Origin of the sequence: Streptomyces albiaxialis, from assembly GCF_039530985.1 — a bacterium.
Classification (GTDB): Bacteria; Actinomycetota; Actinomycetes; order Streptomycetales; family Streptomycetaceae; genus Streptomyces; species Streptomyces albiaxialis.
In genome coordinates, this window is record NZ_BAAAPE010000013.1 from 745035 (window position 1) to 767677 (window position 22643).

General features: G+C 71.4%; 17 protein-coding genes and 1 pseudogene. 8 read left to right on the forward strand and 10 right to left on the reverse strand.

Annotated features, from left to right (window positions below; all coding sequences use genetic code 11):
- Nucleotides 1-71: 71 nt before the first annotated feature.
- The 5 genes from ABD343_RS26930 to iolC form a co-directional block, all read right to left on the reverse strand.
- The gene (locus ABD343_RS26930; RefSeq protein ID WP_344531916.1) at nt 72-1577 is read right to left on the reverse strand and encodes a CoA-acylating methylmalonate-semialdehyde dehydrogenase; all 1506 of its coding nucleotides are present in this window, start codon (nt 1575-1577) and stop codon (nt 72-74) included.
- Between the two features lie 49 nt (nt 1578-1626).
- Complete coding sequence (iolD, locus tag ABD343_RS26935; protein WP_425578278.1) at nt 1627-3621, reverse strand: 3D-(3,5/4)-trihydroxycyclohexane-1,2-dione acylhydrolase (decyclizing); 1995 nt, start codon at nt 3619-3621, stop codon at nt 1627-1629.
- Nucleotides 3519-4448 (reverse strand): 5-deoxy-glucuronate isomerase, encoded by a 930-nt coding sequence (gene iolB, locus ABD343_RS26940; RefSeq protein ID WP_344531918.1) that lies wholly within the window; start codon nt 4446-4448, stop codon nt 3519-3521. The genes iolD and iolB overlap by 103 nt, the downstream gene beginning before the upstream one ends.
- 16 nt (nt 4449-4464) lie before the next feature.
- Nucleotides 4465-5346, reverse strand: a complete 882-nt coding sequence (locus ABD343_RS26945; RefSeq protein WP_344531919.1) for a Cgl0159 family (beta/alpha)8-fold protein — start codon at nt 5344-5346, stop codon at nt 4465-4467.
- 176 nt (nt 5347-5522) lie between these two features.
- Nucleotides 5523-6509 carry a 5-dehydro-2-deoxygluconokinase gene (gene iolC / locus ABD343_RS26950; RefSeq protein ID WP_344531920.1) on the reverse strand — a complete coding sequence of 329 codons (987 nt, stop codon included), beginning with the start codon at nt 6507-6509 and terminating at the stop codon, nt 5523-5525.
- Between the two features lie 246 nt (nt 6510-6755).
- Here iolC and ABD343_RS26955 point away from each other — a divergent pair, with 246 nt between their 5' ends.
- Complete coding sequence (locus ABD343_RS26955) at nt 6756-6950, forward strand: helix-turn-helix transcriptional regulator (protein WP_344531921.1); 195 nt, start codon at nt 6756-6758, stop codon at nt 6948-6950.
- A 77-nt stretch (nt 6951-7027) separates the two neighbouring features.
- The gene (locus ABD343_RS26960) at nt 7028-7246 is read left to right on the forward strand and encodes a heavy-metal-associated domain-containing protein (RefSeq protein ID WP_344531922.1); all 219 of its coding nucleotides are present in this window, start codon (nt 7028-7030) and stop codon (nt 7244-7246) included.
- Nucleotides 7247-7653: 407 nt separating this feature from the next.
- On the opposite strand, the gene ABD343_RS26965 is transcribed toward ABD343_RS26960, so the two are convergent.
- Together ABD343_RS26965 and recD2 are read right to left on the reverse strand one after the other, a co-directional pair.
- Nucleotides 7654-8958 (reverse strand): citrate synthase, encoded by a 1305-nt coding sequence (locus ABD343_RS26965; RefSeq protein WP_344531923.1) that lies wholly within the window; start codon nt 8956-8958, stop codon nt 7654-7656.
- Between the two features lie 134 nt (nt 8959-9092).
- Nucleotides 9093-11372 carry an SF1B family DNA helicase RecD2 gene (recD2, locus tag ABD343_RS26970; protein ID WP_344531924.1) on the reverse strand — a complete coding sequence of 760 codons (2280 nt, stop codon included), beginning with the start codon at nt 11370-11372 and terminating at the stop codon, nt 9093-9095.
- A 266-nt stretch (nt 11373-11638) separates the two neighbouring features.
- Between recD2 and ABD343_RS26975 the strand changes: the two genes are divergently transcribed.
- From ABD343_RS26975 to rbsD, 5 genes and pseudogenes are all read left to right on the forward strand, one after another.
- A complete protein-coding gene (locus tag ABD343_RS26975; protein ID WP_344531925.1) occupies nt 11639-12646 on the forward strand; it encodes a LacI family DNA-binding transcriptional regulator in 1008 nt (335 codons plus the stop codon).
- A gap of 38 nt (nt 12647-12684) precedes the next feature.
- The gene (locus ABD343_RS26980; RefSeq protein ID WP_344532262.1) at nt 12685-14202 is read left to right on the forward strand and encodes a sugar ABC transporter ATP-binding protein; all 1518 of its coding nucleotides are present in this window, start codon (nt 12685-12687) and stop codon (nt 14200-14202) included.
- Nucleotides 14203-14221: 19 nt separating this feature from the next.
- Nucleotides 14222-16181, forward strand: a pseudogene (locus ABD343_RS26985) (ABC transporter permease/substrate-binding protein).
- A 74-nt stretch (nt 16182-16255) separates the two neighbouring features.
- The gene (locus ABD343_RS26990) at nt 16256-17227 is read left to right on the forward strand and encodes a ribokinase (protein WP_344531926.1); all 972 of its coding nucleotides are present in this window, start codon (nt 16256-16258) and stop codon (nt 17225-17227) included.
- Nucleotides 17224-17613: a D-ribose pyranase gene (gene rbsD, locus ABD343_RS26995; protein WP_344531927.1), complete on the forward strand. Its 390-nt coding sequence runs from the start codon at nt 17224-17226 to the stop codon at nt 17611-17613. The genes ABD343_RS26990 and rbsD overlap by 4 nt, the downstream gene beginning before the upstream one ends.
- Before the next feature lie 198 nt (nt 17614-17811).
- On the opposite strand, the gene ABD343_RS27000 is transcribed toward rbsD, so the two are convergent.
- The 3 genes from ABD343_RS27000 to ABD343_RS27010 are packed head-to-tail and all read right to left on the reverse strand — an operon-like array spanning nt 17812 to nt 21013.
- The gene (locus ABD343_RS27000; RefSeq protein WP_344531928.1) at nt 17812-18648 is read right to left on the reverse strand and encodes a sugar phosphate isomerase/epimerase family protein; all 837 of its coding nucleotides are present in this window, start codon (nt 18646-18648) and stop codon (nt 17812-17814) included.
- Complete coding sequence (locus tag ABD343_RS27005; protein ID WP_344531929.1) at nt 18645-19859, reverse strand: dihydrodipicolinate synthase family protein; 1215 nt, start codon at nt 19857-19859, stop codon at nt 18645-18647. Before ABD343_RS27005 ends, ABD343_RS27000 begins: the two co-directional genes overlap by 4 nt.
- Nucleotides 19856-21013, reverse strand: a complete 1158-nt coding sequence (locus ABD343_RS27010; RefSeq protein WP_344531930.1) for a Gfo/Idh/MocA family protein — start codon at nt 21011-21013, stop codon at nt 19856-19858. Before ABD343_RS27010 ends, ABD343_RS27005 begins: the two co-directional genes overlap by 4 nt.
- A gap of 342 nt (nt 21014-21355) precedes the next feature.
- On the opposite strand from ABD343_RS27010, the gene ABD343_RS27015 reads away from it, so the two are divergent.
- Nucleotides 21356-22612: a LacI family DNA-binding transcriptional regulator gene (locus tag ABD343_RS27015; protein WP_344531931.1), complete on the forward strand. Its 1257-nt coding sequence runs from the start codon at nt 21356-21358 to the stop codon at nt 22610-22612.
- The last annotated feature ends 31 nt before the right edge of the window (nt 22613-22643 follow it).

Below are 22643 nucleotides of genomic sequence, written 5' to 3' on the forward strand. Positions count from 1 at the left end.
ACTGGTGTGCCCGTCCCCTTCTGTCGCGCCGTGGCGTGCCGTGCCACGTGGTGGCGTGCCGTGGCGTGCCGTCAGTGGTTGCTCGGGAAGCCCAGGTTGATGCCGGCGCTGTCGGACGGGTCGGGCCAGCGGGTGGTGATGACCTTGCCGCGGGTGAAGAACTGGACGCCGTCGTTGCCGTAGATGTGCAGGTCGCCGAAGAGGCTCTGCTTCCAGCCGCCGAAGGAGTGGTAGCCGACGGGGACCGGGATCGGGACGTTGACGCCGACCATGCCGGCCTCGACCTCCAACTGGAAGCGGCGGGCCGCGCCGCCGTCGCGGGTGAAGATGGCGGTGCCGTTGCCCCACTTGCTGGAGTTGATGAGGGTGATCGCCTCGTCGTAGGTCTCGGCGCGGACCACGCACAGGACGGGGCCGAAGATCTCGTCCTCGTAGGCGGCCATGCCGGGGCGGACCTTGTCGAGGAGGGAGACGCCGGTGAAGAAGCCGTTCTCGTGGCCCGGCACCGTGAGGCCCGTGCCGTCGACGACGACCTCGGCACCCTCGTCGGCGGCGCCCTTGACGTAGGAGGCGACCTTGTCGCGGTGCTCGCGGGTGATGAGGGGGCCCATCTCGCTGGCCTCGTCGTTGCCGGGGCCGATGCGGAGCGCCGCCGCGCGTTCGGCGATCTTCGAGACGAGGGTGTCGCCCGTGTCGCCCACCGCGACGACCACCGACACCGCCATGCAGCGCTCGCCCGCGGAGCCGTAGGCCGCGTTGATCGCGTTGTCGGCGGCGTGGTCGAGGTCGGCGTCGGGGAGCACCATCATGTGGTTCTTGGCGCCGCCGAGCGCCTGGACGCGCTTGCCGTTGGCGGTGGCCTCGGCCTGGATGTACTTCGCGATGGGCGTCGAGCCGACGAAGGAGACGGCGGCCACGTCCGGGTGGGTCAGGAGCCGGTCGACGGCCACCTTGTCGCCGTTGACGACGTTCAGCACGCCGTCCGGAAGGCCCGCCTCCGCGGCGATCTCCGCGAGGCGGTACGAGGCGGAGGGGTCCTTCTCGCTCGGCTTGAGGACGAAGGTGTTGCCGCAGGCGATGGCCAGCGGGAACATCCACATCGGGACCATCGCCGGGAAGTTGAACGGCGTGATGCCCGCGACGACGCCGACCGGCTGCCGGATCGAGGCGACGTCCACGCGGGTGGAGACCTGGGTGGACAGCTCGCCCTTGAGCTTCTCGGGGATCCCGCAGGCCAGTTCGAGGATCTCCATGCCGCGGGCGACCTCGCCGAGCGCGTCGGAGTGCACCTTGCCGTGCTCGGCGGTGATCAGCGCGGCGATCTCGTCGCGCCGCGCGTCGAGCAGCTCGCGGTACTTGAAGAGGAACGCGGTGCGTTTGGCCAGCGACGACTGGGACCAGGAGGCGAGGGCGCCCTTGGCCGCCGCCACCGCCGCGTCCACCTCCTCGACGGAGGCCAGGGAGACGCGGGTGGGCTGCTCGCCGGTCGTCGGGTCGTAGACGGGGCCGAAGGTGCCGGACGCGGACTCGACGGGCTTGCCGCCGATCCAGTGGCCGAGGGTCTTCTGGGATGCCATGGGTGCGGGACCTTTCTCAGGGGAGTTCATCGGGGCGGGGCGGCGGCGTTCATACGTGGCGGCGCCGGCGGGCGGCCTGGCGTTCGTACTCCTCGCGCGCCTCCCGGGCCGCCTCGCGGTCCGAGGTCTCGGCGACGACGACGTCCCACCATGCCTGCGCGCCGGGGGCCGCGACCTCGGAGGAGGTGTCGGTCTCGACGTACACGCACGTCGGCCGGGACGAGGCGCGCGCCGTCTCCAGCGCCTCGCGCAGTTCGGCGTACGTACGGGCGCGGAGCACGTCCATGCCGAGCGAGGCGGCGTTGGCGGCGAGGTCCACGGGGAGCGGGTCGCCGGTGTAGGTCCCGTCGGGGGCGCGGTAGCGGTAGGCGGTGCCGAAGCGCTCGGCGCCGGTCTGCTCGGAGAGGCCGCCGATGGAGGCGTAGCCGTGGTTCTGGAGCAGGATCATGTTGATGTTGATCCCCTCCTGCACGGCCGTGACCAGCTCGGTGGGGAGCATGAGGTACGTGCCGTCACCGACGAGCGCCCATACGGGGCGGCCGGGGGCGGCCATCCGCACGCCGATCGCGGCGGGGATCTCGTAGCCCATGCAGGAGTAGCCGTACTCCAGGTGGTACTGGCGCGGGGAGCGGGCGCGCCACAGCTTGTGCAGGTCGCCGGGGAGCGAGCCCGCGGCGTTGATGACGATGTCCGTGTCGTCGACGACGGAGTCGAGCGCGCCGAGGACCTGGGTCTGGGACGGCACGGCCTTCTCGTCGGGCACCGCGTACGCCGCGTCGACCACGCGTTCCCAACGGGCCCTGCCCTCCGCGTACTCCGCCTCGTACGCGCGCCCGACGTGGTGGCCCGCCAGCGCGTCCGTGAGCGCTTCGAGCCCGGCGCGCGCGTCGGCGACGAGGGAGCGCGCGCCCAGCTTGTGCGCGTCGAACGAGGTGATGTTGAGGTTGAGGAAGCGGACGCCGGGGTCCTCGAAGAGCGTCGAGGAGGCCGTGGTGAAGTCCGTGTAGCGGGTGCCGACGCCGATCACGAGGTCGGCGGTGCGGGCGAGTTCGTCGGCGACGGCGGTGCCGGTGTGGCCGATGCCGCCCACGTCGGCGGGGTGGTCGTGGCGCAGCGAGCCCTTGCCCGCCTGGGTGGAGGCGACGGGGACGCCGGTCGCGTCGGCGAAGGCCCGCAGCGCGTCCTCGGCCTCGCTGTGGTGGACTCCGCCGCCCGCGATCAGCAGGGGCCGGCGCGCCGCGCGTACGGCCTCGGCCGCCTCCGCGACCGCGTCGGCCTCCGGCACCGGGCGGCCCACGCGCCACACGCGCTCGGCGAGGAACTCCTCGGGCCAGTCGTACGCCTCGGCCTGCACGTCCTGCGGCAGCGCGAGCGTGACGGCGCCGGTCTCGGCCGGGTCGGACAGCACGCGCATCGCCTGGAGCGCGGCGGGGATCAGCGCCTCGGGCCGGGTGACGCGGTCGAAGTAGCGGGAGACGGGGCGCAGCGTGTCGTTGACCGACACGTCGCCCGCGTACGGCGATTCGAGCTGCTGGAGCACCGGGTCGGGGGCGCGGCTGGCGAAGATGTCGCCGGGCAGCAGCAGGACGGGCAGCCGGTTGACCGTGGCGAGGGCGGCGCCGGTCACCAGGTTGGTGGCGCCGGGGCCGATGGAGGTGGTGACGGCCTGCGCGGACAGCCGGTTGTGCTGGCGCGCGAAGCCGACGGCGGCGTGCACCATGGCCTGCTCGTTGCGGCCCTGGTGGTACGGGAGCGGGGCGCCCGGCCCCTGGCCGTTCTCGACGAGCGCCTGGCCGATCCCGGCGACGTTGCCGTGGCCGAAGATGCCCCAGCAGGAGTCGACGAGCCGGTGGCGGACGCCGTCGCGCTCCGTGTACTGCGCGGCGAGGAACTGGACGAGCGCCTGCGCGACGGTCAGCCGCACGGTCCGGTCGGCGGTGGTCACTTGGCGCCCTCCTCGTCCTGGGAACCTGCGGAATCCTTCGCCCCGTACAGCGGCAGCCTTGGATCCACCGGCGTATCGGCCCACGCGCCACGGATCCATGCGTGATCAGGATGGTCGCAGATAAGCCACGCGCGATCCACCCCCGGACCGGCCATCACATTGAGGTAGTACATGTCGTGCCCCGGCGCCGCGATCGACGGCCCGTGCCAGCCGTCGGGGATCAGCACGGCGTCGCCGCTGCGCACCTCGGCGAGCACGTCGGTGCCCTTGCCCTGCCCGCTGGGGGTCACGCGCTGGTAGCCGAGCCCTTCGGTACGGCCATGGGGCGCGATCTCGTAGTAGTAGATCTCCTCCAGCTCGCTCTCGACGCCGTCGCGGAACTCGTCGTGCTTGTGCGGCGGGTACGAGGACCAGTTGCCGCCCGGGGTGAGCACCTCGACGGCGATGAGCTTGTCGGCCCCTTCGAAGACTCCCGCGGCGCCGAAGTTGTTGACCTGGCGCGAGCAGTTGCCGGAACCGCGCAGCTCGACAGGGACGTCCTCGGCGGCGCCGTACCGCGCGGGCAGCCGCCGCTCGCAGCGCGCCCCCGTCAGCGCGAACCGGCCGCCGCGCTCGCTGGTGATCCGTACGTCCGCGTCGCGCGGCACGTACGCGAAGTCGCTCACGCCGCTGAAGACGCTCGCGCGGCCACGCAGCGCGAAGCTCTCGCCCTCGGTCTCCACGGTGCAGCCCCCGCTGAGCGGCAGCACGATCCACTCGCTCCCGCCGGTCCCGAACGCGTGCGCGCCGCCCGGCTCCAGCTCCAGCACGCGCAGCGAGGAGTACCCCCAGTCGGCCCGCTCGGGGTCGATGTCCAGCGCGTACGGCCCGGCGGCCGCGGTTCCGGCCGGCAGGTGGAAGCCGTGCTCGAAGTCGGTGTCCGTCATGTCTCCGTGGCCCCTTTCAGAGCAGCCCGACGGCCGTGTCCACGGCCGCGCTCACATCGCCGTCGGCGGGATAGAGCAGCGAGCGTCCCACCACCAGGCCCCGCACCGTGGGAAGGCTGAGCGCCTTGCGCCACTTCTCGTACGCCCCCTCCTGGTCGCCGTTCACCTCGCCGCCCAGCAGCACGGCGGGCAGCGTGGAGGTCTCGCACACCCACGCCATGTCGTCCGGGTTCTCGGTGACCGGCAGCTTCAGCCAGGTGTACGCCGAGGTGCCGCCGAGTCCGGAGGCGATGGCGATCGACCGTGCGACGGCCTCCGCGCCCAGGTCGTTCTTCACCTTGCCCTCCACCCTGCGGGAGAGGAACGGTTCGATGAAGAGGGGCAGCCCGCGCGCGGCCATGTCGTCCACGGCACGGGCGGTGGACTCCATGGTGCGCAGCGAGCCCGGGTCGTCGTAGTCGATGCGCAGCAGCAGCTTGCCCGCGTCGAACCGCAGCCGCTCGATGTCCTGCGCGCGGTGCCCGGTGAACCGGTCGTCCAGCTCGAACGCGGAACCGGCCAGACCGCCCCTGTTCATCGAGCCGAGCACGACCTTGTTCTCCAGCGCGCCGAGCAGGAGCAGGTCCTCCAGGATGTCGGCGGTGGCGAGCACGCCGTCCACGCCGGGCCGGGAGAGGGCGAGCGTGAGCCGCTCCAGCAGCTCGGCGCGGTTGGCCATGGCGAGCTTGTCGTCGCCCACGGAGAGCGCCCCGCGCGCCGGGTGGTCCGCGGCGACGATCATCAGCCGCCCGCTCTCGCCGAGGAGCGGCCGCCGCTCCCGGCGCGCGGCGGCCTCGGCGACGGCCTCGGGATGCCGGGCCCGCGTGCTCACGAGCGAGGAAATACTGACGGAGTTCAACGGGGACTCACTTTCGGAACGTGACGGGAGGTGCCCCGAAGGGGCGCGGGGCTGTGTTGATCTTGCGGCTCCGCCGCGTGGGCGCGGGCAACCACAACGCACGCGAGGACCGGAACGCACCGGCAGGGGCAGCCCCTGCCCGGCCCCCGGAACGGAGGCCCGCGGCGGGGTGCGGCTCAGCCACGGAGCAGCTCCTCGACCTCGTCGGGCCGCGGCATCGCGGAGGAGCAGGCCAGCCGCGAGGCGACGAGCGCGCCCGCGGCGTTGGCGAACCGCATCGTCCGCTCCAGGTCCCACCCGGCGAGCAGCCCGTGGCAGAGGGAGCCGCCGAAGGCGTCCCCGGCGCCGAGCCCGTTGACGACCTCGACGGGACGGGGCGGCACCTCCGCGGCCGTACCGTCGCGCCGCATCGCGAGCACGCCCTTCGGGCCCTGCTTGACGACGGCCAGCTCGGCCCCGGACTCCAGCAACGCCTCGGCGCAGGCGCGCGGTTCACGGGTGCCCGTCGCGACCTCGCACTCGTCGACGTTGCCGACGGCGACGGTCGCGTGCGCGAGCGCCTCCCGGTAGACGGTGCGGGCCGCCTCCTTGGCCTCGTCCTCGGTGAGCGTGCCGTCGGGGCCCGCGCCCCAGAACATGGGCCGCCAGTCGAGGTCGAAGACGGTGGCGACGGCCGTACCGCGGACGGCGTCGCGTGCGGCGAGGGCGGCGAGGGTCGCCGTGCGGCTCGGCTCCTCGGACAGCCCCGTGCCCGTCATCCAGAAGATGTCCGCGGCGGCGATGCCGTCGAGGTCCAGCTCCTCCGGGTGGATCTCCAGGTCGGGCGCCTTGGGGCGGCGGTAGAAATACAGCGGGAAGTCGTCGGGCGGGAAGATCTCACAGAAGGTCACCGGGGTCGGATACCGCCGAACGGGTGTCACCCAGCGGTCGTCGACGCCGAAGTCACGGAGTGCCTCGTGGCAGTACGTGCCGAAAGGGTCGTCGCCGGTACGGCTGACGACCGCCGTCGTACGGCCGAGGCGCGCGGCGGCGACGGCGACATTGGTGGCCGAGCCGCCGAGGAACTTGCCGAAGGTCTCGACCCGCTGGAGCGGCACCCCCGTCTGGAGCGGATAGATGTCGACGCCGATGCGGCCCATCGTGACGACCTCGTGCTTGGCCATGGGTGGGGTGCCCTCTCTTCCGACCTCTTCCGACGCGCAACGAGGTCCATCGTCCGCCGCGGCGGGGGCGACTGTCAATAGTTTGTCCTTACATACTGACGTAGCTATGGGTGGATGGTCACGAGCGTCACCGTTACTCGGGCTTCGCGTCACATCCGCACCACAGGCACGCGCATGGCGTCACTCTGCGTCGTTCACCGGGCACGGGCTGAGTGATCAACTGCCACCCCCTGGGAGGTGCGAGAGATGACCGACCGACGACTCTGGTCGTACAAGGAGATCGCCGCGCACATCCGCGTCCAGCCGGACACGGTGCGCTCCTACCGGAAGCACGGCCTGCTGCCACCGCCCGACCTCGTGGAGGGCGGGAGGCCCTTCTGGTACGCGGACACCATCCGCGCCTGGGTCGCCCGGCGCCCCGGGCACCGGGGAGGGAGGTGACTTGATACCTCCGGGGGGTATAGCCTGGTGCGCGAGCACGCCGCACGCCACACAGGAACGATTGCGAGGACCGGCCCATGAGCACCGTCACCACCGTCTACCAGGTCTCCGGAATGAGCTGCGCCCACTGCGAGAACGCGATCTCGGAGGAGGTCTCGAAGCTCGACGGCGTCTCGGCCGTGAAGGCCGTGGCCTCGGCCGGAGAGGTCACCGTGACCTCGGCGGCGCCGCTGGACGACGAGGCCGTCCGCGAGGCCGTCGACGAGGCGGGTTACGACCTGGTGGGCCGAGCCTGACCCCCGACCCCGAGAACAAGAGCCCCGGGGATATGCCCCCGGGCAGCGAAAAGCGCCCCGTCGTCCAGGTCCCCCCACGGGCCCGTCGACGGGGCGCTTCCGTTTCCCGGTCATGGATTCCCCCCACGGGATCCTGGCCGGGCGCTTGCTGGCTGCACGTACGGGCGGGAGGGCCGCTCAAAGCTCCCCGGGCACGTTCACCCTCTCTGCACACCAAGCACATCCCCCAAGACGTACCTGGTGACTGGCTCCAGCTCCGCCGGGAGGCCGTTGCCAACCGGTTAGACACGCGACCCCCGCCAATGGTTACCCCCCAAAAACTGTGATCTACGTCTCTCCCCTCATCTGCACATACGGAAGGCCCTGGTCCGCTTGGACCAGGGCCTTGAGGGCGGAGAGGGACAGGCTCAGCGGGCCTCGACCGGCACGTACTCGCGCTCGACGATGCCCGTGTAGATCTGCCGCGGGCGGCCGATGCGGGAGCCCGGCTCCTTGATCATCTCGTGCCACTGGGCGATCCAGCCCGGCAGCCGGCCGAGGGCGAAGAGCACGGTGAACATGCTCGTCGGGAAGCCCATGGCCCGGTAGATCAGGCCGGTGTAGAAGTCCACGTTCGGGTAGAGCTTGCGCTCGACGAAGTAGTCGTCGGAGAGGGCGTGCTCCTCCAGGCGCAGGGCGATGTCGAGCAGCTCGTCGCTCTTGCCCAGCGCGGAGAGGACATCGTGCGCCGCGGCCTTGATGATCTTCGCCCGGGGGTCGAAGTTCTTGTAGACCCGGTGGCCGAAGCCCATGAGCTTGACGCCGTCCTCCTTGTTCTTCACCTTGCGGATGAAGGAGTCGACGTCGCCACCGGCGGCCTGGATGCCCTCCAGCATCTCCAGCACGCTCGCGTTGGCCCCGCCGTGCAGCGGGCCCCACAGCGCGTTGATGCCGGCGGAGATCGAGGCGAACATGTTCGCCTGCGAGGAGCCGACGAGGCGGACCGTGGACGTCGAACAGTTCTGCTCGTGGTCCGCGTGGAGGATCAGCAGCTTGTCGAGGGCGTTGACCACGACGGGGTCGAGATCGTACTCCTGCGCGGGGACCGAGAAGGTCATCCGGAGGAAGTTCTCGACGTACCCCAGGTCGTTGCTGGGGTAGATGACCGGGTGCCCGACGGCCTTCTTGTACGCGTACGCCGCGATGGTCGGGAGCTTGGCCAGCAGCCTTATGGTCGACAGGTGACGCTGCTGCTCGTCGAACGGGTTGTGGCTGTCCTGGTAGAAGGTCGACAGCGCGCTGACCACGGAGGACAGCATCGCCATCGGGTGGGCGTCACGCGGGAAGCCGTCGTAGAACCGCTTGACGTCCTCGTGCAGCAGGGTGTGCGAGGTGATCTCGTCCTTGAAACCGGCGAGCTCGTCGACGGTCGGCAGCTCCCCGTTGATCAGGAGATAGGCCGTCTCCAGGAACGTGCCGCGCTCCGCGAGCTGCTCGATGGGATAGCCGCGGTACCGCAGAATGCCCTGTTCACCGTCGAGGTAGGTGATGGCGGATTTGTACGCGGCGGTGTTGCCGTAGCCCGAGTCCAGGGTCACCAGACCGGTCTGGGCGCGCAGCTTGCCGATGTCGAAGCCACGGTCGCCCACCGTGCTGTCGACGACCGGGTAGCTGTATTCGCCGTCTCCGTAGTTGATTACTACGGATTTCTCGCTGTCGCGGTGTTCGCTCACGTCATCCCTCACCGACGTAGTGCCTCTTCTTCGAGGTGCCCTGACTCTTTCCACTCTCCCCCATTTAGCGCAGTGCGGTGCACTCGGGGTCAGCCAAGGGGCTCCATGGTGGCACGGAGTGCCGCCCTTTATAGCTATCCTGCACCCTCGAAGCCGCCGGGGTCACCCCCTGGAGCGCCGCCGCCCCCGGTGCCGCCCGCGAGAACCCCGCTGAGACGGTGCGCCAGCGCCGTATGACGCCGTCCTGCCGAGACCGTGCGCACTGCCTGCGCGAGCGCCCTTCGCGAGCCCACCAGGACCACCAGGCGCTTTGCCCTGGTCACAGCCGTATAGAGCAGATTGCGCTGGAGCATCATCCAGGCTCCCGTGGTGACGGGAATCACCACGGCGGGATACTCGCTGCCCTGCGAGCGGTGGATGGTGACGGCGTAGGCGTGGGACAGCTCGTCGAGTTCATCGAAGTCGTACCCCACCTCCTCGTCCTCGTCCGTGAGCACGGTGAGCCGCTGCTCGTCGGGGTCGAGAGCGGTGACGACGCCGACCGTGCCGTTGAAGACGCCGTTCGCTCCCTTCTCATAGTTGTTCCTGATCTGAGTGACCTTGTCACCCACACGGAAAACCCGCCCGCCGAAGCGCTTCTCCGCGAGGCCGGGGCGGGCCGGGGTGACCGCCTGCTGCAACAGCCCGTTCAGCGTGCCCGCGCCTGCCGGGCCGCGGTGCATCGGGGCGAGCACCTGGACGTCGCGCCTCGGGTCGAGGCCGAACTTCGCGGGGACCCGGCGGGCGGCCACGTCCACCGTGAGCCGGCCCGCCTCCTCCGTGTCGTCCTCGACGAAGAGGAAGAAGTCGCTCATGCCCTGGGTCAGGGGCTGCGCGCCCGAGTTGATCCGGTGGGCGTTGGTGACCACGCCCGACTGCTGAGCCTGGCGGAAGATCCGCTGGAGCCGGACCGAGGGGACGGGCCCCTCCTCGGCGAGCAGATCGCGCAGCACCTCGCCCGCGCCGACAGACGGCAACTGGTCGACGTCGCCGACGAGCAGCAGATGGGCGCCCGGGGGCACGGCCTTGATGAGCTTGTTGGCCAGCAGGAGGTCGAGCATCGACGCCTCGTCGACCACCACCAGGTCGGCGTCGAGCGGTCTCTCCCTGTCGAACGCCGCGTCGCCGCCCGGCTTCAGCTCCAGGAGCCGGTGCACGGTGGACGCCTCGGCCCCCGTCAGCTCCGCCAGCCGCTTGGCGGCCCGCCCGGTCGGCGCGGCGAGCACGACCTTCGCCTTCTTCGCGCGGGCCAGCTCGACCACCGAGCGCACCGTGAACGACTTGCCGCAGCCCGGGCCGCCCGTGAGCACCGCGACCTTCTCGGTGAGGGCGAGCTTGACCGCTTCCCGCTGCTCCGGGGCGAGTTCGGCGCCGGTGCGGGTGGCGAGCCAGCCCAGCGCCCTGTCCCAGTCGACGTCCCGGAAGGAGGGGAGGCGGTCCTCCCCGGTGCGCAGCAGCCGGAGGACCTGCGCGGAGAGGGACAGCTCCGCGCGGTGGAAGGGCACGAGATAGACGGCGGTCTGCTCGCGCCCGGGCTCCTCCGGGTCGGGCACCTTCTGCCGGACCACGCCCTCCTCCTCGGCCGCCAGCTCGCCCAGGCACTCGATGACCAGGCCGGTGTCGACCTGGAGGAGCTTGACCGCGTCGGCCAGGAGGCGCTCCTCGGGGAGATAGCAGTGGCCCTGGTCGGTGGACTGCGACAGCGCGTACTGCAAGCCGGACTTGACGCGCTCCGGGCTGTCGTGCGGGATGCCGACGGACTGGGCGATGCGGTCCGCGGTGAGGAAGCCGATGCCCCACACGTCGGCCGCCAGGCGATACGGCTGGTTCCGCACTATGGAGATGGAGGCGTCCCCGTACTTCTTGTAGATCCTCACGGCGATCGAGGTCGAGACGCCGACGCCCTGGAGGAAGACCATCACCTCCTTGATGGCCTTCTGCTCCTCCCACGCCTCCGTGATCTTCCTGGTGCGCTTGGGGCCGAGGCCCGGGACCTCGATGAGGCGGGCGGGCTCCTTCTCGATGACGTCCAGCGTGTCGAGGCCGAAGTGCTCGGTGATGCGGTCGGCGAAGACGGGGCCGATGCCCTTGACGAGACCCGAGCCGAGATAGCGGCGGATGCCCTGGACGGTGGCGGGCAGCACCGTCGTGTAATTCTCCACCGTGAACTGGCGGCCGTACTGCGGGTGGGAGCCCCATCGGCCCTCCATCCGGAGCGACTCCCCGACCTGGGCGCCGAGCAACGAGCCGACCACCGTGAGCAGTTCGCCACCGCCTCTTCCGGTGTCCACGCGCGCGACGGTGTACCCACTGTCCTCGTTCGCGTACGTGATCCGCTCTAGGACCCCTTCGAGCACGGTGGCTTGGAACGTCATGTCACAGACCGTAACGCCGCATGCGCCCGCCCCGGCACCCCTGTGGATAACTGGCGGGAGATGGACGCGAGTTGTACGAAGCGCGCACACAGCGTGACATGGTCACGATCTCGCATCGGCCCCTTGCGTTCCGGCGCACGCATCACTTCTCATTACCGATGTAATCGTTTCCACGCGAGCAACGGCACATGTTCCGGCACCCGTCCGACTGCCGCGCGTCTGGGGACACTTCCACCCCCCGTTCACCCTGGGAATCCGGCACCGCAATGGCAGGCATCAAGGACGTGGCGGCACGTGCCGGCGTCTCCGTCGCCACGGTCTCCCGTGTCCTGAACGGGCACAGCGGCGTACGCGCCGACACCCGTTCGCGCGTCCTCTCGGCGGTCTCCGAACTGCGCTACCGGCCCAACGCGGTGGCCCGTTCGCTGCGCACCGACCAGACGCGCACGCTCGGGCTGATCATCAGCGACGTACTGAACCCGTTCTTCACCGAACTCGCCCGCGCCGTCGAGGACGCGGCACGCAGCCGCGGCTACAGCGTCATCATCGGCAACGCGGACGAACGCCTCGCGCTCCAGGACCACCACGTCCGCACGCTCCTCGACCGCCGCATCGACGGTCTCCTGGTCTCCCCCGCCGAGGGCGACTCGGTCGCGCTGCGCGAGGCGGCGCTCTCGGGGATCCCGATGGTGTTCGTGGACCGCTGGATCGAGGGCATCGACGTCCCGGTCGTACGGGCCGACGGGCGCGCAGCGGTGCGCGAGCTGGTCGGGCACCTGTACGGGCTCGGCCACCGCCGCCTCGCGATCATCACGGGCCCCGTGGCGACCACCACCAGCAACGAACGCGTGGAGGCCTTCCGTTCGGCCCTGCGCGAGTACGGACTGCCGCTGCCCGAGGCGTACATCGGGCAGGGCGACTTCCAGACCGAGAGCGGCAGGCGGGTCACGAGCGCGTTCTTCGGGCTCGACGAGCCGCCCGAGGCCGTCTTCGCCACGGACAACCTGATGGCGCTCGGCGTGATGGACGAACTGCGTCTGCGCGGGCTGCGCGTGCCCGACGACATGGCGCTGGCGGCGTTCGACGACATCGCCTGGTTCCCGCACATCGACCCGCCCGTCACGGCGATCGCGCAGCCGACGCCCGAGCTGGGGCACCGGGCGGTCGCCGCGCTCACCGATCTCGTGGAGGGCCGGAGCGCGGACTCCGTCACGCTCTCCGCCCACCTCATACCGCGCCGCTCCTGCGGCGAAGACGAAAGGAGCCGCCGTTGACCACCCCCGATCCTCCCCCGGCACGGGAGTTGCTGCGCATGGAGGGCATCAGGAAGGTCTTTCCTGGCGTGGTCGCCCTCGACGGCGTGGACTTCGACCTGCGTGCGGGAGAAGTGCACGTGCTGCTCGGCGAGAACGGCGCGGGCAAGAGCACCCTCATCAAGATCCTCTCGGGCGCCTACCGCGCGGACGCCGGACGGATCCTGCAGGGCGGAAAGGCGGTGCGGATCTCGGACGCGGAGTCCGCGGAGAAGCTCGGCATCGCCGCCATCCACCAGGAATTCAACCTGGTGCCCCATCTGTCCATCGCGGAGAACATCTTCCTGGGCCGCCAGCCGCGCCGCATGGGCCTGGTGGACCGCAAGAAGATGGAGGCCGACGCCGCCGTCCTGCTCGGCCGGGTCGGCGTGGACGCGCCACCGCGCACCCCGGTGAAGGACCTGGGCATCGCGGGGCGCCAGATGGTGGAGATCGCCAAGGCGCTCAGCCTCCGGGCGCGCGTGCTCATCATGGACGAGCCGACCGCCGTGCTGACCGCCGAGGAGGTCAACCGGCTCTTCGCCATCGTGCGCAAGCTGCGCTCCGAGGGCGTCGGCATCGTCTTCATCACCCACCACCTGGAGGAGATCCCCGCCATCGGCGACCGGGTCACCGTGCTGCGCGACGGGCGCACCGTGGGCCAGGTCCCGGCGAAGACCCCCCAGGACGAGCTGGTCCGCCAGATGGTCGGGCGCAGCATCGAGCAGCAGTTCCCGCGCGACACCGGCCACGTCGCCCCCACCGACCAGCCGCTCCTGCGGGTGCGGGGGCTGCGCAGGGCGGGCGTCTTCCACGACATCGGCTTCGAGGTGCGCGCCGGTGAGGTCGTGGGCATCGCCGGCCTGGTGGGCGCGGGCCGTACGGAGGTGGCCAGGGCCGTCTTCGGGGCCGACCGGTACGACGCGGGGACCGTCGAGGTCCTCGGGCGGAAGCTGCCGGGGAACGACGTGTGGGCCTCGCTCGCGGCGGGGCTCGGCCTCGTGCCCGAGGACCGCAAGGGCCAGGGTCTGGTCGCGGGCGCTTCCGTGCAGGAGAACCTCGGCCTGGTCACGCTGCGCAAGGCCACGCGCGGCGGCTTCGTCGACCGGGCGGGGCAGCGGCGCGAGGCGTCCCGGATCGCCGACCGGCTGGGGGTGCGGATGGCCGGGCTCCAGCAGCAGGTGGGCACCCTGTCCGGCGGCAACCAGCAGAAGGTCGTCATCGGCAAGTGGCTGCTCGCGCAGTCGCGCGTGCTGATCCTCGACGAGCCCACACGCGGCATCGACGTCGGCGCCAAGGTCGAGATCTACCAGCTCATCAACGAGCTGACGGCCTCGGGCCACGCCGTACTGATGATCTCCAGCGACCTCCCCGAGGTGCTGGGCATGAGCGACCGGGTCCTGGTGATGTCCCAGGGCCGGATCGCGGGAGAACTGACCGCGCGGGAAGCCTCCCAGGACGCCGTGATGGCCCTGGCAGTCGGCACCTCCGCGCCTGGAGCGAACGAGACGATGGAGGACTCTCCCCGTGGCCATTGACACGCAGCCGGGTCACCGCCTGGACAAGCGCCCCGGCAGCAGCGGGCCGCCGCAGGTGATACGCAAGATCCTGCTGGACAACGGCGCGTTGAGCGCGCTCGTCGTGATGGTCGCCGTCATGGCCATCCTGTCGGGCAACTTCTTCACGACGACCAACCTGGTGAACGTCGGCGTCCAGGCGGCCGTCACCGCGATCCTCGCCTTCGGTGTCACCTTCGCCATCGTCTCGGGCGGCATCGACCTGTCCGTGGGCTCCGTCGCGGCGTTCTCCGCGGTCATGCTGGGGTGGTTCGCCAAGGAGGGCACGCCCCTGTGGATCAGCGTGATCCTCGCGATCCTCGTCGGCACGGCGTGCGGTCTCGTGAACGGTGTGCTGATCTCGTACGGCAAGCTCCCGCCGTTCATCGCCACGCTCGCCATGCTCTCCGCCGCGCGCGGCCTCGCCATGGTCGTCTCGGACGGCACCCCGCTCCTGCTTCCCCAGGGCATCTCCTGGGTGGGTGAGAACCTCAACGACTACATCGCCACCCCCGTGATCATCATGGTGCTCATGGGTCTGGTCGCCGGGCTCGTGCTGACCCGTACGTACAGCGGGCGTTCGATGTACGCGATCGGCGGCAACGAGGAAGCGGCGCGCCTTTCCGGAATTCGCGTAAAGCGGCAGAAGCTCGTCATCTACGCACTGGTGGGCGCCTTCGCCGCCATTGCCGGAATTGTGCTGGCTTCCCGGCTCGTCTCGGCGCAGCCGCAGGCCGCCACAGGTTACGAACTGGATGCGATTGCGGCCGTCGTCATCGGCGGCGCGAGCCTCGCGGGAGGCGTCGGAAAGGCCTCCGGCACGCTGATCGGGGCGCTCATCCTGGCCGTTCTCCGCAATGGTCTCAATCTTCTGGATGTGTCCGCTTTCTGGCAGCAGGTGGTCATTGGGGCGGTGATTGCGCTGGCTGTGCTTCTCGATACACTGCGTCGCCGCGCATGATCTTTGTGCGACGGGGGAGTACGCGTAGTTCATTCATCTGCCGACTGCAAGGAATGCAGCAATGAGCATGAGAAAGAGCACGTCCGCGGTCGTGTTGGCGACGGCTGTCGCCCTCACTGTGACCTCCTGCGGATCCGACTCCAAGTCCGGAGACGGAAAGGAAAAGGTGAAGCTCGGCTTCGCCATATCCGCGCTGAACCAGCCGTTCATGGTTCAGATGAAGGAGGGCGCCGAAGCGGAAGCGAAGGCCCAGGGCGCCTCGCTGAGCGTCCAGGACGGAAACGATGACGCCTCGACCCAGGCGAACCAGGTCCAGAACTTCACCTCGCAGCAGGTGAAGGGCCTCATCATCAACCCGGTGGACTCGGACGCGGCGGGCCCGTCCGTGAAGGCCGCGGCCAACGCCAAGATCCCGGTCATCGCCGCCGACCGCAGCGTCAACAAGGCGAAGGTCGAGGCGACGGTGGCCTCGGACAACGTCGAGGGCGGCAAGATGGCCGCCAAGGAGCTGGCCGACCAGCTCGGCGGCAAGGGCGAGATCCTCCAGATCCGCGGCCAGGTGGCCACCTCCGCGGCCCGCGAGCGCAACAAGGGCTTCACCGAGGGCCTGAAGAAGTTCCCGGGCATCAAGGTCGTCGCCAAGCAGCCCGCGGACTTCCTGCGCGCCAAGGGCCTGGACGTCACCCAGAACGCCATGCAGGCGCACCCGGACATCGACGGTGTCTTCGCCGAGAACGACGAGATGGCCCTCGGCGCCATCAAGGCGCTCGGTGCCAAGGCCGGCAGCGATGTCAAGGTCGTCGGCTTCGACGGCACTCCTGACGCCTTCAAGGCCGTCAAGAAGGGCACGATGAACGTCACCATCGCGCAGCAGCCGTCCGAGCTGGGCAAGATGGCCGTCCGTAACGCCATGCGGGTCATCGACGGTGCCACCATCGACAGCCAGATCAAGGTCCCGGTCAAGGCCGTGAACAAGAAGAACGTGGACCGGTTCGCCTGACGGGCGGAACGGAGCGCAAGGGGCCCTTAGGGGCCCGCACAGGGCCCCCGCACGGGCCCGAAAGGGAGCACCGGATGCACGATTACGACCTTCTGGTCGTAGGGTCCGCCAACGCCGATCTGGTCGTCGGAGTCGACCAGCGGCCCGCGGCGGGCGAGACGGTGCTCGGGTCGGATCTCGCCATCCACCCGGGCGGCAAGGGCGCGAACCAGGCAGCGGCGGCTGCCCGGCTCGGTGCCCGTACCACTCTGCTCGCGCGCGTCGGGGACGACGCGTACGGGCGGATGCTGGGGCAGGCCCAGAGGGACGCGGGCGCCGACACCACCGGCCTCCTGGAGGGCAAGGACGCACCCACCGGCGTCGCCCTCATCACGGTGGACTCCGCCGGTGACAACAGCATCGTCGTCTCGCAGGGCGCCAACGCCCGGCTCACGCCCCAGGACGTGGCCGCGGCACGCCCCTTGTTCCAGGCGGCAGCGGTCGTCTCCCTCCAGTTGGAGATCCCCTTGGAGACGGTCGCGGCGGCGGCGCTGACCGCCGCCGGTTCGGGAGCGCGCGTCGTGCTCAACCCCTCGCCACCAGCGCCGCTCCCCGACGACGTGCTCGGCCTCTGCGACCCCCTGGTGGTCAATGAGCACGAGGCCCGCCGCCTGCTGGAAGGCCGCACGGAGGGAGGTTCCGGGAATGACCTGCCCGGAACGCCCGAGGCGTGGGCCGAAGCCCTGCTGGAACTCGGACCGCGCTCCGTCGTGGTGACCCTGGGCGCCGCGGGCGCCCTCGTCGCGACACCCGGGACCGCCACGGTCCGCGTGCCGAGCCCCGCCGTCGAGGCCGTGGACACCACGGGCGCGGGCGACGCCTTCACGGGCGCGCTCGGCTGGCGGCTGGGACGCGGGGACGGGCTGGTGGACGCGGTGCGGTACGCCGTGCGCGTCGGCTCGTTCGCCGTGACACGGGCAGGGGCGCAGGAGTCGTACCCCAGCGCCGAGGAGATCGAGAAGGCCGGCGGGACCGGTGGGACCAGCGAGAAAGGCACGCTCACGTGAAGAAGTCCGGAATACTCAACCGCCATCTCTCCGGAGCCCTGGCCCGGTTGGGGCATACCGACCTCGTCATGGTGTGCGACGCCGGACTGCCGATCCCGGAAGGCCCCGCGGTCGTGGACCTCGCCTTCCGCGCCGGGGTGCCGTCCTTCGCCGACGTGCTGGACGGACTGCTGGAGGAGCTGGAGGTCGAGGGCGCGACGGCGGCACGCGAGGTGCGTGACGTCAACGCGGCCGCCAGCGGACTGCTCGACCGGCACTTCTCTGAGCTGGAGCTGGTCCCCCACGAGGAATTGAAGTCCAGGACGCACCTGGCGCGGCTCGTCGTGCGTACGGGCGAGGCCAGCCCGTACGCCAACGTGCTGCTGCGCTGCGGCGTGCCGTTCTGATGTGACGCTCTGACGGGCCGTCCCCGACCAGGGCGGTCCGAGGAGCCGGGAAAAACTCGAAGGGCCCGGTCCACAGGACCGGGCCCTTCGCTACCCCCCTCGGATCCTCCCCCTCGTTTCCCCCCGGGGAGTTCCGATACAGGTTTGACCCGCGTCCCCCGGCAAGGGTTGTACCGGCTCTGCTGATTTCCTTCCGGCTCAGCCGAGCACGTGACGGACGTACCGTTCCGCCGTCTCACGCGCCACTTCCGTCCCGTCGCGCTCCCACAGCGCGGGGTTGAAGATCTCGACCTCGACGGCTCCCCCGTATCCGGCGGCGTCGACCGCGCGGCGGAAGGCCCGCAGATCCACGGAGCCGTCCCCGAGCTGACCCCTGCCCAGCAGCACACCCTCGGGCAGCGGCGTGACCCAGTCGGCCACCTGGAAGGCGGCGATACGCCCGGCCGCGCCCGCGCGGGCGATCTGTTCGGGCACCCGCTCGTCCCACCACAGGTGGTAGGTGTCCACGACGACGCCCACCTCGTCGGCGGGGAAGCGCTCCGCGAGGGCGAGGGCCTGGCCGAGCGTGGAGACGACGCAGCGGTCGGAGGCGTACATGGGATGCAGCGGCTCGACGGCGAGCCGCACCCCGCGCTCCCTGGCGTACGGCCCGAGTTCGGCCAGCGCCTCGGCGACCCGTTCGCGCGCGCCCGCCAGGTCGCGGGAGCCCTCGGGCAGCCCACCGGAGACGAGGACAAGGGTGTCCGTGCCGACGGTGGCCGCCTCGTCCACGGCCGCGCGGTTGTCGTCGAGGGCCCTGCGGCGGGCGGCGGGGTCCCCGGCGGTGAAGAAGCCGCCCCGGCACAGCGAGGTCACGGTCAGCCCGTGGTCGCGCACGAGCCGCGCCGCCTTCTCGGGCCCGTACCGCTGGACGGGCTCGCGCCACAGGCCCACGCCGGGGACGCCCAGCCCGGTCAGCGCCTCGCAGAGGGCGGGCAGGGAGAGCTGGCGGACGGTCTCCTGGTTGAGGGAGAGCCGCGCGAGGTCGCCGGTCACTGGGGCACCCCCTGGAGCGCCAGCAGGGACCGCATACGGGAGGCGGCCAGGCCGGGGTCGGGGAAGAGGCCGACCGCGTCGGCGAGTTCGTAGGCCCGCGCCAGATGGGGCAGCGAACGCGCGGACTGGAGACCGCCGACCATCGTGAAGTGGTCCTGGTGCCCGGCCAGCCAGGCGAGCAGCACGACGCCCGTCTTGTAGTAGCGCGTCGGCGCCCGGAAGAGGTGCCGGGCGAGCGGGACGGTGGGGTCCAGGGCCGCGCGGAACGCCGTACGGTCCTCCGTGTCCAGCCTGCGCACGGCGTCGGCGGCGAGCGGCGCGAGCGGGTCGAAGACGCCCAGCAGCGCGTGGCTGAACCCCTCCTCGTCGCCCTCGATCAGCTCCGGGTAGTGGAAGTCGTCACCCGTGTAGCACCGGACGCCCTCGGGGAGACGGCGCCGCAGCGCGACCTCGCGCCCCGCGTCGAGCAGGGAGACCTTCACGCCGTCCACCTTGCCGGGGTGGGCGGCGATGACGCGGAGGAAGGTCTCGGTGGCCGCGTCGAGATCCGCGCTGCCCCAGTAGCCCTCCAGCGCGGGGTCGAACATCGGGCCGAGCCAGTGCAGGATCACCGGCCGCGCGGCCTGCCGCAGCAGGTGCCCGTAGACCTCCTCGTAGTCCTCGGGTCCCCTCGCCGCCGCGGCGAGGGCGCGTGAGGCCATCAGGATCGCCTGTGCGCCGCTCTCCTCGACGGTCTGGAGCTGGCGCTCGTAGGCCGCGCGCACGGCCGTCAGCGGGTGTTCCGCGCCGGTCAGGTCGTCGGTGCCCGCGCCGCAGGCGAGGAGGCCGCCGACCGCCTTCGCCTCGGCCGCCGACCGGCGGATCAGCTCGGCCGCGCCGTTCCAGTCCAGGCCCATGCCGCGCTGCGCGGTGTCCATGGCCTCGGCGACGCCCAGCCCCTGGGCCCACAGATGGCGCCGGAAGGCGAGCGTGGCGTCCCAGTCGAGCGCCGCGGGCCCGTCCGGCGTGCTGTCGGCGAACGGATCGGCCACCACGTGCGCGGCGGCGAAGACCGTACGGGACGACAAAGGCGCGTCCTCTTGCCGTACGGACGGTACGGGCGGTACGGACGGTACGGACGGTACGGACGGTACGGACGAAGGCACGTCCGTACGGGGCGTGTACACACGCGTCGTCCCGTCCGGTACGGGCAGCAGAACAGGGCCGCTCACAGCGTCAGCTCCGGTACGTCGTAACGCCTGCCCTCTGCCGACGACTTGAGGCCCAGCTCGGCGAGCTGCACCCCGCGCGCGCCCGCGAGGAGGTCCCAGGACCAGGGTTCGTCCAGGACGACATGGCGCAGGAACAGCTCCCACTGGGCCTTGAACCCGTTGTCGTACTCCTGGTTGTCCGGCACCTCCTGCCACTGCTCGCGGAAGGGCTCGGTGGAGGGCAGGTCCGGATTCCACACGGGCTTGGGCGTGCCCGCGCGGTGCTGGAAACGGCAGCGGCGCAGCCCGGCGACGGCGGAGCCCTCGGTGCCGTCCACCTGGAACTCGACCAGCTCGTCCCGGTGGACGCGCACCGCCCAGGAGGAGTTGATCTGCGCGACGACGCCGCCGTCCAGTTCGAAGACGCCGTACGCGGAGTCGTCGGCCGTCGCCTCGTAGGGCTCGCCGCGCTCGTCCCAGCGGCGCGGGATGTGCGTGGCGGCGAGCGCCTGGACGGAGCGGACCCTGCCGAAGAGGCCGTGCATCACGTACTCCCAGTGCGGGAACATGTCGACGACGATGCCGCCGCCGTCCTCCGCGCGGTAGTTCCACGAGGGGCGCTGGGCGTCCTGCCAGTCGCCCTCGAAGACCCAGTAGCCGAACTCGCCCCGTACGGACAGGACGCGGCCGAAGAAGCCGCCGTCCACCAGCCGCTTGAGCTTGCGCAGGCCCGGCAGGAAGAGCTTGTCCTGGACGACGCCGTGCTTGACGCCCGCGCGGTCGGCGGCGCGTGCCAGGTCGAGGGCGGCGCCGAGGGCCGTGGCGGTGGGCTTCTCGGTGTAGATGTGCTTGCCCGCGGCGATGGCCTTCTTGAGGGCGTCCTCGCGGGCCGAGGTGACCTGGGCGTCGAAGTAGATGTCCACGCTGTCGTCGGCGAGGACCGCGTCCAGGTCGGTGGAGACGGCGGCGGGGTCGAGCCCGTACCGCCCGGCGAGGGCGGCGAGCGCCTCCGGGCGGCGCCCGACGAGGACCGGTTCGGGCCAGAGGGTGTCGCCGTTGCCCAGGTCGAGGCCGCCCTGCTCGCGCAGGGCGAGGATCGAGCGGACGAGGTGCTGCCGGTGTCCCATCCGGCCCGTCACGCCGTTCATGGCGATCCGCACTGTCTTACGCGTCACGTGGGTCCTTCCCTCTCCGGTCCGGTGCCGTCCGTTCCGTCAGTCCGACCGTTCCGTCGGCGCGCCCGCATAGCAAGCGCTTTCTACGGGTCAAGCTAACCGCCAATGCGTCCGTTCAACAAGGGACTTGCCCGCCGGTCCGCCGGGTGGTTCCCCGGCCCGTGGCGCGCCGCGCGTCCCCCTGCGCTCAGAGCTTCCCCCGCGCCCCCGCCGTGTCCCACTCCGCCGTGCGCGCGCCGTACAGGGCCGTCCGTACCGGGGCCACGGGGGCGCCGGGAATGAGAACATGACCCCGCTCTCCCCCACGCGGACGATGACGGCGGAACCCCTACGGAGGACCCGATGGCTGTGACCCTCGCAGACGTGGCCGCGCGGGCCGGGGTCTCCGCGGCGACGGTCTCGCGCGTGCTCAGCGGCAATTACCCCGTCGCCGGGGGGACCAGGACCCGGGTGCTGCGCGCCGTGGAGGAGCTGGAGTACGTCGTCAACGGGCCGGCGAGCGCCCTGGCGGCCTCCAGCTCGGACCTGGTGGGCATCCTGGTGCACGACATCGCGGACCCGTTCTTCGGCATCATCGCCGGGGCTGTCCAGAGCGAGATGGGCGACGGCGACGGGAGCGGCGGCCGGAACGGGCGCAAGCTGGCCGTCGTCTGCAATACGGGCGGCTCTCCGGAGCGCGAGCTGACCTATCTCACGCTCCTCCAGCGCCAGCGCGCCGCCGCCGTCGTCCTCACGGGCGGCGCCGTCGAGCACCCGGAGCACAGCCCCGCGCTCGCCTCCCGGCTGCGCCGTCTCGCGGACGGCGGGACGGCGGTCGTGCTGTGCGGCAGGCCGCCCCTCCCGGAGCCCGACGCCGCCCCCGGGGCGCCCGCGCCCGTACCCGGACAGCGGGCCGCCACGGACGAACCCGCGGGCGGTACGGAAGGGGGCGCGCGGCCGGGCGGAGGCGTACGGCCGGACGGGGGCATACGCCCCGGCGGAAGCGCACGGCCCGAAGGAGGCACACGGCCCGACGGCGGCGCACGGTCCGAAGGGAGCGGCATCGTCACCGTCTCGTTCGACAACAAGGGCGGCGCCCGGCGCCTCACCGAGCACCTCCTCGCCCTCGGCCACCGCACCATCGGATACGTGGCGGGCCCGGCCGAGCGCACCACCACCCGCGACCGGCTCGACGGCCACCGGCTCGCCCTGGGCGCCCACTCCCCCGCCCTCTTGGAGGACGCCGAACGGCTCACCGTGCACGGCGGCGCCTACGACCGCTCCGCCGGGTACGACGGCGCGCTCGAACTGCTCCGCCGCACCCCGCGCGTGACCGCCGTCATCGCCGCGAACGACACGGTCGCGCTGGGCATCTGCGCGGCCCTGCGCGACCAGGGGCTGCGCATCCCGGAGGACATCTCCGTCGCGGGCTTCGACGACCTCCCGTTCAGCGCCGACGCCGCCCCCGCCCTCACGACCGTGCGGCTGCCCCTGCACGACGCGGGCGTACGCGCCGGGCGGCTCGCCCTGGGCCGTCAGGCCCCGCCCCCGGGCGGCGTCGCGACCGTACAGGCCGAGCTGATGGCACGCGCCTCCACGGCGCCGCCCCGCGCGGACTGAGAGGGCACGTCGGGCCCTTGTCGGACAGGAC

Bases quoted from the DNA above. Each gene is read 5' to 3' on its own strand.
- ABD343_RS26930 (WP_344531916.1), bottom strand. From the start codon at position 1,577: ATGGCATCCCAGAAGACCCTCGGCCACTGGATCGGCGGCAAGCCCGTC.
- iolD (WP_425578278.1), bottom strand. From the start codon at position 3,621: ATGGATCCGTGGCGCGTGGGCCGATACGCCGGTGGATCCAAGGCTGCC.
- iolB (WP_344531918.1), bottom strand. From the start codon at position 4,448: ATGACGGACACCGACTTCGAGCACGGCTTCCACCTGCCGGCCGGAACC.
- iolC (WP_344531920.1), bottom strand. From the start codon at position 6,509: ATGGCCAAGCACGAGGTCGTCACGATGGGCCGCATCGGCGTCGACATC.
- ABD343_RS26955 (WP_344531921.1), top strand. From the start codon at position 6,756: ATGACCGACCGACGACTCTGGTCGTACAAGGAGATCGCCGCGCACATC.
- ABD343_RS26960 (WP_344531922.1), top strand. From the start codon at position 7,028: ATGAGCACCGTCACCACCGTCTACCAGGTCTCCGGAATGAGCTGCGCC.
- recD2 (WP_344531924.1), bottom strand. From the start codon at position 11,372: ATGACGTTCCAAGCCACCGTGCTCGAAGGGGTCCTAGAGCGGATCACG.
- ABD343_RS26975 (WP_344531925.1), top strand. From the start codon at position 11,639: ATGGCAGGCATCAAGGACGTGGCGGCACGTGCCGGCGTCTCCGTCGCC.
- ABD343_RS26980 (WP_344532262.1), top strand. From the start codon at position 12,685: ATGGAGGGCATCAGGAAGGTCTTTCCTGGCGTGGTCGCCCTCGACGGC.
- ABD343_RS26990 (WP_344531926.1), top strand. From the start codon at position 16,256: ATGCACGATTACGACCTTCTGGTCGTAGGGTCCGCCAACGCCGATCTG.
- ABD343_RS27015 (WP_344531931.1), top strand. From the start codon at position 21,356: ATGGCTGTGACCCTCGCAGACGTGGCCGCGCGGGCCGGGGTCTCCGCG.